Here is a 15314-nt window from a genome sequence, read left to right as displayed (position 1 = left end):
TGTTGATGACCAGCGCCCTCGTCGCCGCCGGATGCAGCGGCGGTGGCGACGACGACAAGGCGGCTCCGGAGAGCGAGCTGTACAAGAACCCGGTGACCCTGACCTGGTGGCACAACGCCTCCCAGGACGGCCCCGGCAAGACGTACTGGGAGAAGGTCGCCAAGGACTTCTCCGCCGCCCACCCGACCGTCAAGATCGAGATCGAGGCGATCGAGACCAACCAGCTCCAACGCACCCGGCTCCCGGCCGCGCTGCTGAGCAACGACCCGCCGGACGTCTTCCAGGCCTGGGGCGGCGGCGAGATGCGTGAGCAGGTGGAGGCCGACTACCTCAAGGACATCACCGACCAGGTCAAGACCGAGGTCGCCGGCATCGGCTCCGCGGCCGAGATCTGGCAGGTCAACGGCAAGCAGTACGGCCTGCCGTACCGGATGGGCATCGAGGGCGTCTGGTACAACAAGGACATGTTCGCGAGGGCGGGCATCTCGGCGCCGCCGACCACCTTCGAGGAACTCAACGCCGCGGTCACCAAGCTCAAGGCGATCAACGTCGTCCCGATCGCCCTCGGCGCCGGTGACAAGTGGCCGGCCGCGCACTGGTGGTACAACTTCGCGCTGCGCGCCTGCTCGGTCGACACGCTGAAGAAGGCGTCCACCGACCGGAACTTCGACGACCCGTGCTTCGTGAAGGCCGGCCAGGACCTCAAGACCTTCATCGACACCAAGCCGTTCCAGAAGAACTTCATCGCCACGCCCGGCCAGAACGACCCGACCAGCGCCAACGGTCTGCTCGCCAACGGCAGGGCCGCGATGGAGCTGATGGGCGACTGGAACCGGGGCACCCTGGACACGGTCGCCACCGACAAGGCGGCGCTCGGCAAGTTCCTCGGCTGGTTCCCGGTGCCGGCGATCTCCGGTTCCGCCGGTGACCCGAAGGCGGCCCTCGGCGGGGGCGACGGATTCGCCTGCGCCAAGCAGGCTCCGGCGGAGTGCGTCGAGTTCCTCAAGTACCTCGTGAGCCCCGAGGTGCAGAAGGGCTACGCCGCCACCGGCACCGGTCTCCCGGTCGCCAAGGGCGCGGCGGACGGCGTGACCGACCCCGCGCTGAAGTCCATCCTGACGGCCACGTCCGAGGCCACCTACGTGCAGCTCTGGCTGGACACCGCCTACGGCAGCACCGTCGGCAGCGCGATGAACGACGCCATCGTCGCCATCTTCGCCGGCAACGGCACGCCGGAGAAGGTCGTCTCCGCCATGAAGGCGGCCGCGAGCAAGTGACCTCCACCGACCAGACCCGGTTCCCCGCCGGCGGCGTCACCGCGCCGCCGGCGGGCTCCCGGCCCACCGGACGCGCCTCCTCCCGCCGGGCCGAGACCCGCCGCAAGTGGTACGAGATCGTCGGGCTCACCACGCCGGCGCTCGTCGTCTACGTGACGTTCGTGCTGGTGCCGATGGGCTTCGCGTTCTACTACAGCCTGTTCCGGTGGCGCGGGGTGGGCCCACCCACCGAGTTCGTCGGCTTCAAGAACTACGTCCTCGCCTTCCAGGACCCGATCTTCCTCGACGCGCTGCGCAACAACGCGATCGTCGTGTTCGGGTCGCTGCTGGTCCAGGGGCCGCTCGCGCTCGGCGTCGCGCTGCTGCTCAACCGCCGCTTCCGCGGGCGCGGCGCGTTCCGCCTGCTGGCCTTCGTGCCGTACGTGCTCGCCGAGGTCACCGTCGGCATCATGTGGAAGCTGATCCTGACCGGCGACGGCACGGCCGACGAACTGCTGCGGGCACTGGGCCTGGGCGGCCTGGTCCAGGCGTGGCTCGCCGACCTCGACGTGGTCATCTGGACCCTGCTGTTCGTCCTCACCTGGAAGTACGTCGGCTTCGCCATCATCCTGCTGCTCGCCGGCCTGTCCAACGTGCCGGAGGAGCTGACCGAGGCCGCCGCGATCGACGGCGCGAGCTGGTGGCAGACCCAACGCCACATCACGCTGCCGCTGCTCGGCCCGACGATCCGGATCTGGATGTTCCTGTCGGTGATCGGCTCGCTCCAGGTCTTCGACGTGGTCTGGGTGACCTCGGTGCCCGCGGTGCGCTCCCTCGGCGCGTCGGCCACCATGGCCACCTACATGGTGGACAACGGCTTCTTCGCCCGGCTGTGGGGCTACGGCAACGCGGTGGCCGTGATCCTGTTCGTCATCTCCTTCGTGGCGGCGCTGCTGTTCCAGCGCTTCCTGCTCCGCCGCGACATCGAGGGCGCCATCACCAGAAGGGCGAACTGACCGTGACCGCGAACTCCGTCCTGCCCCCGTCCGCCGGGCGCCGGCCGATCTCCTGGGGCACGCCGCTGACGTACGCGCTCGCGCTCGCGGTCGCGGCCGTGTCGATCGCCCCGATCGTCTACGTCATCGTCGGCGGCTTCCGCACCACGCCGCAGATCGTCGCCGACCCGGCCGGGCTGCCCGACCCGTGGGTGTGGGACAACTACGCGCGGGTGCTGACCCAGAGCGACTTCTGGCGGCAGGCGTTCAACAGCGCGGTGATCGCGTTCGGCACCACGCTCGGCGTGGTGGTGCTCGGCCTGTGCGCCGCGTTCGTGATCGCCCGCTACACGTTCCGCGGCCGGGAGGCGCTCAACACGTTCTTCACGCTCGGCCTGCTCTTCCCGGCCGGCGCGGCCATCCTGCCGCTCTACCTGATGCTGCGGGACCTGAACCTGATCAACTCGTACTACGCGGTGATCCTCCCGCAGGTTGCCTTCTCGCTGCCGATCACGATCGTCATCCTCCGGCCCTTCCTGGCGGCCATCCCCCGGGAGTTGGAGGACGCGGCGGCGATCGACGGCGCGGACCGGCTCGGCTTCCTCTGGCGCATCGTGCTGCCGTTGTCGCGGCCCGCGCTCGTCACCGTCGGGATCCTCGCGTTCGTCGCGAGTTGGAACGCGTTCCTGCTGCCGCTGCTCGTCCTCGGCGACGTCAGCCTGCACACCCTGCCGCTGGGGGTGCAGAACTTCTCCAGCCAGTACACCACCGACACCGCGGGCGTCCTCGCCTTCACCTCGCTGGCGATGCTGCCGGCACTGCTCTTCTTCACGCTCGCCGAGAAGCAGATCGTCGGTGGCCTGCAGGGTGCGGTCAAGGGCTGAGCGGCAGCGGTACGAGCACAACCGAGGGAAAGGCACACCATGACAGAGGTCCACGCGGTGGTGGACGGGCCGGCACCGGCCCAGCAGCGCCGGGACGGGCACGCCGACGAGACACGCGTACGCGAGCTGCTCGGCCGGATGACGCTCGACGAGAAGATCGCGCAGCTCGTCGGGTTCTGGGAGAAGGAGGACGGCGAGGCGGTCGCGCCCCTGCAGGGCGAGTTCGCCGACACCGGCCGGCTGGAGGACTTCTCCCGGCACGGGCTGGGTCACCTCACCCGCGCCTACGGCACCCGCCCGGTCGACGCGGCGGCCCGCGCGGCCTGGCTGTGGAAGTTCCAGCGGGACCTGGTGACCGGCACCCGGCTGGGCATCCCGGCGCTGGTGCACGAAGAGTGCCTCACCGGCCTGGCGGCGTGGAAGGCGGCGACCTTCCCGACGCCGCTGGCCTGGGGCGCCGCCTGCGATCCCGATCTCGTGGCCGAGATGGCGGCGGCGATCGGGGCGTCGATGCGGGCGCTCGGCATCCACCAGGGCCTGTCCCCGGTGCTGGACGTGATCCGGGACCCGCGGTGGGGGCGGGTCGACGAGTGCATCGCCGAGGACCCCTACCTGGTCGGCACCATCGGCACATCGTACGTGCGGGGGTTGCAGTCGCAGGGCGTGCACGCCACGTTGAAGCACTTCGCCGGCTATTCCGCGTCGCGCGCCGGGCGCAACTTCGCGCCGGTGCACGCCGGCCCCCGGGAGCTGGCCGACGTGCTGCTGCCGCCGTTCGAGATGGCGATCCTCGACGGCGACGCGCGCAGCGTCATGCACTCGTACACCGAGATCGACGGCGTGCCGGTGGCCGCCGATCCGACGATGCTGACCGGCGTGCTGCGGGACCGCTGGGGCTTCGACGGCACCGTGGTCGCCGACTACTACGCGGTCGCCTTCCTGAACCTGCTGCACCACGTGGCGGTCGACAACGCGGACGCGGCCGCGCAGGCGCTCGCCGCCGGCCTCGACATCGAGCTGCCCACCGGCGACGCCTACCTGACGCTGCGGGAGTCGGTGCGGGCCGGCGCCGTCGACGAGGCGCTCGTCGACCGTGCGGTGCTGCGCGTCCTGCGCCAGAAGCGGGACCTCGGGCTGCTCGACGCCACGTTCGACGACGAGCCGCCCCGCGTGATCGACCTCGATCCGCCGGAGCACCGGTCGATCGCCCGCCGACTCGCCGAGGAGTCGGTCGTCCTGGTCGCCAACCAGGGCGTGCTTCCGTTGGCTCCGGGCCGACGGGTGGCGGTCGTGGGCCCGAACGCGGACCGGGAGGGCGCGCTCTTCGGGTGTTACTCCTTCCTCAACCACGTGCTCGTCCAGCATGCCGGCGTGGAGACCGGCATCGAGGTGCCGACCGTCCTCGACGCGGTGCGCGGCGAGTTCGGCCCGGACCTCGTCACCTGGGCCGGCGGTTGTGACGTGGACAGCGACGACCGGTCCGGCTTCGACGAGGCGGTCGCCACCGCGTCCGCGGCCGACGTCGCCGTCCTGGTCGTCGGTGACCACGCCGGTCTCTTCGGGCGCGGCACGGTCGGGGAGGGCTGCGACCGGGACGACCTGGAGCTGCCCGGCGTCCAGCGGGAACTGGTCGAGGCGGTCCTGGCGACCGGGACGCCGGTGGTCCTGGTGCTGCTCACCGGCCGGCCGTACGCGGTCGGCTGGGCGTTGTCCCGCTGTGCGGCCGTGGTGCAGGCGTTCTTCCCCGGCGAGGAGGGCGCCGGCGCGATCGCCGCCGTGCTCTCCGGGCGGGTCAACCCGTCGGGCCGGCTCCCGGTCAGCCTGCCCGGCTCGGCCGGCGCGCAGCCGTACTCCTATCTGCACCCGACGCTGGGCGAGGGCAGCAACGGCACCAACCTGCCGGCGACGCCGGTGGCGCCGTTCGGGCACGGCCTGTCGTACACCACGTTCGCGTACACCGATCTCACCGTGCCGGCCACCGTGCCGACCGACGGCGCGCTGCGTGTCACGGTGCGGGTGACCAACACCGGCGCGGTCGTCGGCGACGACGTGGTCCAGCTCTACGGCCACGACGTGGTGGCCTCGGTGACCCGGCCGGTGGCGCAGTTGCTGGGCTACCGGCGGGTCCGCCTGGAGCCGGGGCAGTCGGTCACCGTCGCGCTGACGGTGCCCACCACCCGCCTGGCGTTCTCCGACCGCACGCTCACCCGCGTGGTGGAGCCCGGCGAGGTCGAGGTGTGGGTCGGCACGAGCGTGCGGCGGGACGCGGCGGCGTCCACCACGCTCACCGGTCCCACGGTCCCGGTGACCACCGCGTCCGCGCGCTGGACGACCACGGAACTGAGCTGACCTCCGGCCGCCGGTCGTCCACGGGGACGACCGGCGGCCCGGCCCACCGCCCGTCCCCGTCCTCCAGATGGTGCGGGGTTCCCCGGACCGGCCCAGGTCGCCGGCGGCGCGACGAGGTGTAGTCGGATGTGGACGGCCAGCACCAGCCAGGTCCAGCGATCAGCGGCGTGCAGGTCGCGCGCAAAAGGTGGAACGCAGGCGTGCTTGTCGATTTTCTGACAATGCAGCCATAGATCATCTTCGGGGTAAGTGTCAGGCCTTCCCTCTACAGTCGGCAAGCGGTCGTGCGCGCACGACTGCGGCGGACGGGACGGAGAAGGTGATCATGCCCAGACGCAAACGGACGGCACGGCGTACCACCTCGGGCGATAGTTGGTGGCTGGTTGGTGCGGCCTTGGTGGGTGTCAGCGTGGTCGTGCAGCTGGTGCAACAACACCCGATGGCTGCATCCCTGATCGCGGTGGCTGCGGTGGCAACGTTGTGTTTGGCCGGATGGCTGTGGATGCGGCGGTCGCGGCGGCTGGCACAGCAGGAGCGAACGGTCGCCGTCACCGACGCGATGTCCGGCTCGCAGTTCGAGCATTGGGTGGCCCGGCTGATGCGGGCCAGCGGATGCCGGCGGGTGCGGGTGTCCGGCGGCTCGGGCGACATGGGTGCTGACGTGACCGGCTTCGCCCCTGACGGTCATCGACTGGTGGTGCAGTGCAAGCGGTACCGCACGAAAGTGGGCAGTCCCGAGGTGCAGCGCTTCGCCGGGACCGCCCGCCACATCCACGGCGCGGAGGTGGCGTTGCTCGTGACCAACAGCTACCTCACCGCTCAGGCCGCCGATGTCGCCCGGCGTTGCCACATCAGTGTCGTCGACCGCGACGCGCTCGGCTTGTGGGCGACCTCGCTGACGTTGCCGTTCCCTCCGGCGACGGGTGGCCCAGCCACGTCGGCGCTGATGGCACGCATCCCGGCAACGCGGCGCCTTCGCGGACTGCGGCGACGCGTGAAGCCGGTGGCTGCACCGGCCGGACCTCCCCCTCCGGCTTCGCCGCCAGCGTCAACCAACCCTCCGCCAGCGAGTACACCGCCGGTTGTTGCTCCGTCCGGCACGAACTGGTGGGACGAAACGTCGTAAGCCGCCGTCGCACCGACCCGTGCCCGCGCTGATGCCCCATCTGCATGCGGGCCTCCGCTCCGCCGTGCCGTGGCCACATCCCGCACCGGACCGCGGCCTGCCCGACCCATCAACCGATCGGAAGGACCATCCATGGCGTACACCGCCGAGATCAGCCGCTCGAACCCCAGCTGCTTCATCTTCCTGCTCGACCAGTCCGCCTCCATGCTCGATGAGGTCGCCGAAGGCGAGCTGGTGCGCCGCAAGGCGGACGTGGTCGCCGACGCGCTGAACCGGTTGTTGCGCGAGTTGGCGATCAAGTGCGCCAAGGAGGGTGGCGTCCGTGACTACTTCCATGTCGCGGTCATCGGCTACGGCGTGCGCGTCGGATCGTTGTTCGAGGGAGAGCTGAGCGGGCGCGACCTGGTGCCGCTGTCGCAGGTTGCGAAGTACCCGGCGCGGGTGGAAGAGCGGATGAAGAAGATCCCCGATGGCGCCGGCGGCCTGGTCGAGCAGCCGACCAAGTTCCCGGTCTGGGTGGAACCGCTCGGCAATCACGGCACCCCAATGGTCGAGGCACTGCGCCAAGCCACCGTCCTGGCCAACACGTTCCTGGCTACCAACGAGAACTGCTTCCCTCCGGTGGTGCTGAACCTGACCGACGGACAGTCCACCGACGGGGATCCCCGTCCGACCGCGGAGGCATTGCGGGAGTTGGCCTCCACTGACGGCAACGTCCTGCTGTTCAACCTGCATGTGTCTAGCGAGGGCGGTACGCCGACCATCTTTCCGGGAGCGTCGGCCGAGCTGAACGACGAGTACGCACGCACCTTGTTCTCGATGAGTTCCCCGCTGCCACCGCACATGCGCGCTTATGCCGCGCAGCAGGGCATCGCCGTCGACGACACCAGCCGCGGCTTCGTCTACAACGCCGACATGATCACGATCGTGCAGTTCCTCGACATCGGCACCCGCGCTACGGACCTGCGCTGAGCCCGGAGGCGGCACAGCTCATGCGCGCATTCGTCAGTATCTTCGCCGTACCCAAGGCCGGCTCGACGAACGAGGAATACGAGGACGCCAGCGACGTCGAGCCCGCGGCCAGCGACGACGCGGAGGTCACCGAGCCGTGGCTGGCCGCCGCGGTCGCCGACGGCGCCAGCGAGGCCATGCTCGCCGGTCGCTGGGCCCGGCATCTCACCACCACGTTCACGGCGGCTCCCGCCGACCAGGACCTGACCGCGACGATCCTCGCGGCGGCGGCCGGTTGGGACGACGTCGAAGCCGAGTACCGGCGTGCGCGGGATGCCGCAGGCGAACCGATCGCTTGGTACGAGGAGGACGGGCTGCGCCGTGGCGCCTACGCCACCATCCTCGGCGTGCACCTGCTCGACAGCGACACTGACCGGCAGGGACCACTGCTGGTGGCCGCGCTGGGCGATGCCTGCCTGTTTCAGGTGCGCGATGACGAGCTGATCACCGCGTTCCCGATCGACGACCCTGACAAGTTCGACACCCGCCCCGGGCTCGCTCCGTCCCGGCCATTGGACCCCGCCAAGGTTCGCGAGCATGTCACGGCGCTGCGCACGGCCTGGCAGCAGGGCGATCAACTGCTGCTGGCCAGCGACGCACTGGCTCAGTGGTTCCTGGCGCAGGCCCGGGTCGGTGGAAGACCGTGGCGCACCCTGTCCGATCTCGGCACCGACGCCGACATCGGCGGGTTCGCCGCGCTCGTCGAAGGCTGCCGCGCCAACGGGTCGCTGAAGAACGACGACACCACTTTGCTGCGCATCGACCTGTGAACCGCTGAGGAGCGAGGAGGACAACCGTGACACAGCAGAGATCACCGGCTCGATACCCGACCGGCGGCGATTACGTCGATGCGCTGCAACTGCCGGGCCTGGCCTTTGCCGACCCGCAGCTGCGGGTCGGCACGGTCAAGGTCGATGATCTCGGCATGCCGGAGCCGGTGTCGGGCAACTTCGCTTCCGTCTTCCATGTCTACGGGGCCGCGGGGGAGCAGTGGGCGATCAAGTGTTTCGTTCGTTCCGACCCGGACCGGCACCGCCGGTACCATGCGATCGCCACTGCCCTGCAAGCGTTACACCATCGTGCGCTCGTGGACTTTGATTACCAGGTCCACGGGGTGATGGTGGCCGGTGTGCGGTATCCACTGCTGAAGATGCGCTGGGTTCAAGCACAAGGGCTCATGCCGTGGTTGGAATCGCACGTCTCACACCCGGAACGGTTGCTCACCGTGGCGGAACAGTTCGCGGAGGTCGTCACCACCCTGGAGAAGGCCGGTATCGCCCACGGCGACCTGCAGCACGGCAACCTGCTGATCACCGGCCGAGACGAACTCAAACTGATCGACTACGACGGCATGTATGTCCCGGAGATCGCCGGGCTGCCGCCGAACGAGAAAGGCCTCGTCAACTACCAGCATCCCCGCCGCGGCGACAGCGACTACGGCCCCGGACTCGACCGTTTCTCCGCGTGGGTCATCTACACCAGCCTGGTCGCGCTCGCCGGCCACCCGGAACTGTGGCGGCGCCTGCGCGCCACCGACGACGACACCAAACTGCTGTTCGCCGCCACCGACTATCTCGATCCGGCAGCATCCGCCGCCTTCCGCGCGCTCCGAGCCGTCGGACCGCCCCATCTCGTCACCCTTGCCGACAGGCTCGCCTCCTTCGCCCGCATGTCTCCGTCACAGATACCCGCACTCGAAGCCCTGCCCGCGCGTGCGGTGATCTCGTCGCCGGCTGAGCCTGCCGTGCCCGCGACGGACACCCCCGATTGGCTGGCTGACCATCTGCCAGAAACGCCACCGGTCAGCCGGGCCGCCGCCGAGACATCGGCCAGCGCCCCGGTCTACTCTTTCTCCGGGACGCACCTGACGGTCGCCCGCATCGCCGCCGCCTCCCTGCTGCTCGCCATCGCCGCAGGTGCCGCCGCCGGCCTCGGCGTCACGGCGTTCACGACCGTGCCCACGGCCGCCTGGGTCATCGCGGCCATGACCCCCGTGGTCGTGATCGCCGGTAGCTACCTGGCTCACCCACTGGTCGCGGTGCGTCGTAAGGCACGAGATGCTTACTCCGCCGCCCGGCAGGAACTAGACGCGGCTCAAGCGCAAGCGCGGGACTTGCGGGCATCGCGTCCCCAGTTGGACGCCGCCAGGGCTGCGCAGCAGCAGGACCTGCGTGATCGCCGGGCCGCCGCCGTCAGCCAGCGGGACGCCGCGACCGCGCAGGTGCGGCACGCCCTGCAGCAGACACTGCGGGGCATCGCGCAGCGGCGCTCGGATCAGAGCAACACCCAGCAAGCCCGGGAGCAGAAACGGCTCAGAGAGATCGTCGAGGAGCACGTCCAGCGCGCACTGAAGAACGCCGTCATCGCCAAGAACCCTCCCCGCATGATCAACGCTAAGATCGCCGGGACGCTGGCGGCGCACGGGTTCCGCACCGCCGCCGACTTCACCGGCTACCGCACCGTGTCCGGGTACGGCCGCAACGACCGAACCTTCATCAAGCGTCACCCGTCTGACTCCGGCACCTACGTGGAGAATGTCGGAGAGGCTCGCGCACGCTCACTGCTTCAGTGGCGCGAGAGCATCGAGACGCGCGCCCAGAGTCAGGCGCCCAGGACTCTCACCCCGCAGCAACGCCAGGAAGTGACCGTCCAGCTCCAGCAGTTCCGTAGCGCCCTCAGCGCCGAGGAGAACGCAGCCAAGCAGCAGGCGCGCACCGCGGTGGACCAGGCGCGAGCCAAGGAGAGGGCCACCCAGATGGCTACGGACGTGCAGGAGCAGCGGATGGAGGCCGAGGCTCAAGACAAGCGCGCGAACCTCGAACGACGTATCACCGGAGCAGACAGCGCCGTCGACGCGGCACGGCGCAACGTCGAGTACCTGAACGACGCGCTGGAGCCCCTGACAAGAGTCACAGCGTCCACCTACCTGTTGGCCGTCGCGGGAGTCGCCAGGCCGTAGACCGCTTCGTACCGGGTTGCCCAAACCACGCTGCAACGCGGGATGCGCGAGAGGGAATTAACCTGAAAAAGGGTTTATGTCGGATCTGGAGTCCTTAGGCTTCAGGACGTTGTCCGGCCCTCGATCAGGAATGCGTGAGTCACGATGATGGACGCGGACACCATGGTCCTGCCCCGGCTCGGGCCGGCCGACGTCGGCGTCGAGGACCCGTGGGGAGAGGACCGGTCACCGCGCCCGCGCCGGGCCGCCGCCCGCGTCGCGGCCGGCGCCAGCCGGTGGCGGATCGCCGCCTGGCTGCTGCCGGCGCTGCTGACCGGTGGGCTCGGCGGGGCCGGGCTCGGGACGCCGGGGCTGCGGACCGAGGAGTTGGCCACCTGGCGCGCCGCCACCTCCCCGTGGCGCGACGTGTGGGCCGGGGACCGGACGCTGGCGCCGTACCACCTGCTGGTGCGCGGCTGGGCGGAGCTGTTCGGCGCGGGCGACGTCGCGCTGCGCGTACCGTCGCTGCTGGCGATGACCGCGGCCGCGGCGTTGGTCGGCGCGCTGGCCGCGCGGATGTTCACGCCCGGCACGGGGGTGCTGGCCGGCGCGCTGTTCGCGGCGCTGCCGTCCGCGACCCGGTACGCGCAGGAGGCCCAACCGCACGCGTCGGCGCTGTTCGCCGCCGTGCTCGCCACCTGGCTGCTGCTGCCGGTCCTGGACCGGCCGACCGCGCGGCGGCTCGCGGCGTACGCCGGCGCGGTGGTCCTGCTCGGCCTGTGTCAGCCCGGGGCGCTGCTGCTGCTCGCCGGCCACGGGTGGGTGGTGCTGGCGTTCCGGCGCGCGACAGCCGGTCGCTGGCTGGCCGTCGCGCTGCCGGGCCTGCTCGTCGTCGCGGCGTTGGTCCGGTCCGGGGCGCGGGACGACGGCGGGCTGCTCCCGCCCGGCGTCCGCGTCGATCCGGGCATGCTGGCGGCCACGCCCCGGGAGCTGTTCGGCGTCGCCGCGCTGGGGGCGGTGCTGGCCGGGTTGGCGCTGTTCAGTCTCCCGCTCCGGTACGCCGCCGCGATCTGCACCGCGTGGGCGTTGGTCCCGGCGCTCGGGCTGCTGCTGGTGGCGCGCGTGGTCCCGGTCTGGTCGCCGGCCGGCCTGCTCTTCACGGTGCCGGCCTGGGCGGTGCTCGCCGCGGTGGCGCTGTCCCGGCTGCGGGCCCACGGGGCGGTCGCCGGGCTGGCGGCGGTCGCGTTGGTGGGCGCGCCGGCCCAGGTGGCCGTGCGGGGGCCGGACGGGCACGGCCAGGACCCCCGCCGGGTCGCGGCGATCGTCGACGGGCTGGGGCTGCGCGGGGACGGCGTGCTCTACGGCGATCCGGCGGCGCGGACGCTGGTGGCCCGGTACGTGCCCGCCGACCGCCGCCCGGTCGACGTGCTCGCCACCGGGTCGGTCGACGTGTTCGCCACCCGGCCGGGGCTCGACTGCGGTGGGTGCGACGTGGCCCCGCGCCGGCTCTGGCTGATCCAGCCCGGTCATCGTCACCCGACCGTCGGGTGGGCGCCCGGGGCCGGCGCCGGCGCGGCTGCGCGGGCCCTGCGGGCCGGGTACCGGCCGGCGCGGGTCTGGCGACCGGCCGGGTTCACGGTGGTCCTGCTGACCGACCAACGGCGTACATCGCCCTGATTCGCGCCTTTCCCGCCTGGTTGTCCGCTTAGCATCGGTCCGGGTTCTGGCGAGCCCGATGCAGACCATGGGGGAAATGTGGCCGTCGCCGCCGATACACGCCTGTCCCGCGCCCTCCCGCCGGCGCCGTCGGGTGACCGCGCTCGGCCGGGCGCCCCGCCCGGGCGGCGCGTCCCGCCGGGAGCCGACCGCCGGCAGCGCAACATCCGGGCCCGCCTGGCGTACGCGCGCTGCGGTGCCACCGCCGGACCGCTGCGCCCGCCCCGGGCACCCGACGCGCCCGTCGAACTCCGTCCCGCCGCCTCGGTCGCCGCGCGGGCGGTGCTCACCCTGCTGGTGCTCGTCAACAGCGCCGCCGGCCTGCTCCTCGTCGGCTGGCTGCTGCTGCCGCAGCACGTGCCCGGACCGGGCGTCGTCGGGCCGGGCGGCTGGTCGACGCTCGCCGCCCGGCTCGCGTTCTGCGTGGTCGTCGGCGTCGAGCTGATCCGGCTGGCGCAGAACGTGGTGGTGTGGGTGTTCGCCTTCCACGCCAAGGATCCGGTGCCGGTCGATCCCCCGGTCGGCCTGCGGGTGGCGCTGCTCACCACGATCGTGCCGAGCAAGGAGCCGCTCGACGTCGCGGAGCGGACGCTGCGCCGGCTCCGGGAGATCGTCTACTGCGGGCGGGTCGACGTGTGGATCCTCGACGAGGGCGACGACCCGGCGGTGCGGGCGATGGCGGCGCGGCTGGGCGTCCGGCACTTCACCCGCCGGGGGCGGCCGGAGTACAACCAGCCGCGCGGCGAGTTCCGGGCCCGGACCAAGTCCGGCAACCACAACGCCTGGCGGGCCGAGCACGAGCACCGCTACGACGTGGTGGCCAACGTGGACCCCGACCACGTGCCGCTGCCGCACTTCCTGGAACGCACGCTCGGCTACTTCCGCGACCCCGACGTCGCGTTCGTGGTGACCCCCCAGGTGTACGGCAACATGCACCAGAACTTCGTCGCCCACGGCGCGTCGGTGCAGCAGTACCTCTACAACGGCCTGATCGCCCGGGGCGGCAACGGGCTGGACGCGCCGCTGCTCACCGGCACCGGACACCTCTACCGGCCGGCGGCGTGGCGGACCATCGGCGGCTACCAGGACTCGATCATCGAGGACCACCTCACCAGCATCCGGATCCACGCCGCCGTCAACCCGACCACCGGCCGGCGGTGGAAGGGCGTCTACACCCCGGACGTGGTGGCGCTGGGGGAGGGGCCGACCTCCTGGGCCGACTACTTCAACCAGCAGCGCCGCTGGGCGGCCGGCATCTGCGAGATCCTGCTCCGCCGCGAGCTGCGCGCGCCGCGCGAGCTGCCGTCACGCCGCCGCTGGCAGTACCGCCTGCTCCAGTTCTACTACCCGAGCGTGGCGGTCAGCCTGCTGCTGGGCAACGCGGCCACCGCGCTGTACCTGCTCACCGGCGTCGACGCGGGCCGGCTCGACCCGCAGGTGTGGGGCGCGCTGTGGGGCTCGACGATCGGCACCTGGTTCCTGCTCTGGCTCTGGCTGCGCCGATTCAACATCGCCCCGCACGAGCGGGAGGAGGTGGGCATGGCCGGGATGGCGCTCGCGTTGTTCGCCGGGCCGGTCTACCTGGCCGCGGCGGTGGGCACGGTGCTGCGCCGCCGGCTCGGCTTCGTGGTGACCGCCAAGGGGACGCTGCGCACCGCCGAGACGCCGCGTACCTTCCGGCTGCACCTCTGGTGGGCGGCGGCCGCCGCCGGCCTGCTCGGGGCCAGCTTCGGGCTGGACCACGACCACCCGCTGCTGCGGGTCTGGCCGGCGTTGACGCTTGTCACCGGGCTGGCGCCGCCGCTGATCGCCTGGGCCGAACGGGTCCGGGCCGGTCGGGACGAGCCGGCCCCGCAGCGGCCGGCACCGGTCGGCGGGGGGTCGCCGTGCTGAGGCCGACCGTGCCCCGGGTGGGCCTGGCGCTGGCCGGCGTGCTGCTGCTGGCGTACGCCTTCGTGGTGGCGCCCGGCCTCCGGTCCGACCCGGCGTCGGGCCCCGCGCCGGCCCCGCCCCGGGCCGCGTCGCCGGCCGGCGCCCCGGCGACCACCGCGTCCCCGCCCGCCGCCGGGGTGTTCCCGCCGGCCGACCGGGCGTTCGTCGGGGTGATGACCGACAAGGGCCCCTACGACCTCACCGCCGTGGACCGGTTCACCACCGCCGCCCGACGCGCGCCGCAGGTGCTGCTCTTCGGCGCGAGCTGGGCGTCCGCCGCCTTCGACCGGAGCCTCTTCGACCGGATCGCCGACCGGGGCATGATGCCGATGCTGGGCTGGGAGCCCTGGGACCACACCGTGGACGAGGCGGCCCGGCGCACCGGACTGACCGACCGCCAGGTCGACCGGCTCCGGTCCACCCAGCCGGACTACCGGCTGGAGCGCATCGCCCGCGGCGACTTCGACGGCTACCTGCGCTCCTGGGCCGAGGGCGTGCGGTCGCTGGGCTACCCGATCGCCATCCGGTTCGCGCACGAGATGAACGGCGACTGGTACCCGTGGAGCGAGCGGGCCAACGGCAACCACCCGGGCGACTACGTGCGCGCCTGGCGGCACGTGCACGACGTCTTCACCGCGGCCGGGGCCACCGACGTCGCCTGGGTGTGGAGCCCGAACGCCCGGTGGGACAAGACGACCGCCGGGCTGGGCGGGCTCTACCCGGGCGACGACTACGTCGACTGGGTCGGTGTCACCGGCTACTACGGCACCGGCGCGTTCACCAAGACCTACTGGTCGTTCGACCAGATCTTCGGACCGACCATCGCCGAGATCCGCACCGTCACCGGCAAGCCGCTCGTCGTCACCGAGACCGGCGCCTCCGACATCGGTGCCCGCAAGGCGCGGTGGATCCGCGAGACGTTCGACTCGCTGCCCCGCTACCGGAACCTGATCGGGCTGATCTGGTTCGAGGTGGACAAGGAGACCGACTGGCGCATCGCCGACTCGCCGGCCGCCGCGACCGCGTTCGCCGAGTCGGTGTCCGGCCCGCGCTACGACGTGACCTGGTCACCGGCGACGCGACCGCGGACCGAGGCGGACCGGTAGG

The 15314-nt window shown here is 71.8% G+C and carries 11 protein-coding genes; all 11 read left to right on the top strand.

Annotated features, from left to right (window positions below; translation table 11 throughout):
• Positions 1-5 precede the first annotated feature (5 nt).
• The 11 genes from OG767_RS19165 to OG767_RS19115 all read left to right on the top strand — a co-directional run bounded on the left by OG767_RS19165 (position 6) and on the right by OG767_RS19115 (position 15313).
• A complete protein-coding gene (locus OG767_RS19165; RefSeq protein WP_405089809.1) occupies positions 6-1277 on the top strand; it encodes an extracellular solute-binding protein in 1272 nt (423 codons plus the stop codon).
• Complete coding sequence (locus tag OG767_RS19160) at positions 1274-2272, top strand: carbohydrate ABC transporter permease (protein WP_107157348.1); 999 nt, start codon at positions 1274-1276, stop codon at positions 2270-2272. The genes OG767_RS19165 and OG767_RS19160 overlap by 4 nt, the downstream gene beginning before the upstream one ends.
• Entirely contained in the window at positions 2269-3135 is an 867-nt protein-coding gene (locus OG767_RS19155; RefSeq protein ID WP_396775063.1) for a carbohydrate ABC transporter permease, read from the top strand. Before OG767_RS19160 ends, OG767_RS19155 begins: the two co-directional genes overlap by 4 nt.
• Before the next feature lie 39 nt (positions 3136-3174).
• Positions 3175-5484, top strand: coding sequence for a glycoside hydrolase family 3 N-terminal domain-containing protein (locus OG767_RS19150; protein WP_405089808.1), 2310 nt, complete (start codon positions 3175-3177; stop codon positions 5482-5484).
• A gap of 409 nt (positions 5485-5893) precedes the next feature.
• Positions 5894-6610: a restriction endonuclease gene (locus tag OG767_RS19145; RefSeq protein WP_405089807.1), complete on the top strand. Its 717-nt coding sequence runs from the start codon at positions 5894-5896 to the stop codon at positions 6608-6610.
• Positions 6611-6742: 132 nt separating this feature from the next.
• Positions 6743-7582 (top strand): vWA domain-containing protein, encoded by an 840-nt coding sequence (locus tag OG767_RS19140; RefSeq protein ID WP_405089806.1) that lies wholly within the window; start codon positions 6743-6745, stop codon positions 7580-7582.
• Positions 7583-7602: 20 nt separating this feature from the next.
• Complete coding sequence (locus tag OG767_RS19135; protein WP_405089805.1) at positions 7603-8391, top strand: hypothetical protein; 789 nt, start codon at positions 7603-7605, stop codon at positions 8389-8391.
• A 26-nt stretch (positions 8392-8417) separates the two neighbouring features.
• Positions 8418-10580 carry a protein kinase domain-containing protein gene (locus OG767_RS19130; RefSeq protein WP_405089804.1) on the top strand — a complete coding sequence of 721 codons (2163 nt, stop codon included), beginning with the start codon at positions 8418-8420 and terminating at the stop codon, positions 10578-10580.
• A gap of 144 nt (positions 10581-10724) precedes the next feature.
• Positions 10725-12236 carry a glycosyltransferase family 39 protein gene (locus tag OG767_RS19125; protein WP_405089803.1) on the top strand — a complete coding sequence of 504 codons (1512 nt, stop codon included), beginning with the start codon at positions 10725-10727 and terminating at the stop codon, positions 12234-12236.
• A gap of 78 nt (positions 12237-12314) precedes the next feature.
• Complete coding sequence (locus OG767_RS19120) at positions 12315-14168, top strand: glycosyltransferase family 2 protein (protein ID WP_405089802.1); 1854 nt, start codon at positions 12315-12317, stop codon at positions 14166-14168.
• Positions 14162-15313: a glycoside hydrolase family 26 protein gene (locus tag OG767_RS19115; protein WP_405089801.1), complete on the top strand. Its 1152-nt coding sequence runs from the start codon at positions 14162-14164 to the stop codon at positions 15311-15313. The genes OG767_RS19120 and OG767_RS19115 overlap by 7 nt, the downstream gene beginning before the upstream one ends.
• Position 15314: the final 1 nt, after the last annotated feature.

The sequence above is a fragment of the Micromonospora sp. NBC_01392 genome (genome assembly GCF_045040125.1).
GTDB lineage: Bacteria > Actinomycetota > Actinomycetes > Mycobacteriales > Micromonosporaceae > Micromonospora.
Note: the sequence above shows the minus strand (reverse complement) of the source record. Positions and strands in the feature narration are given on the sequence as shown.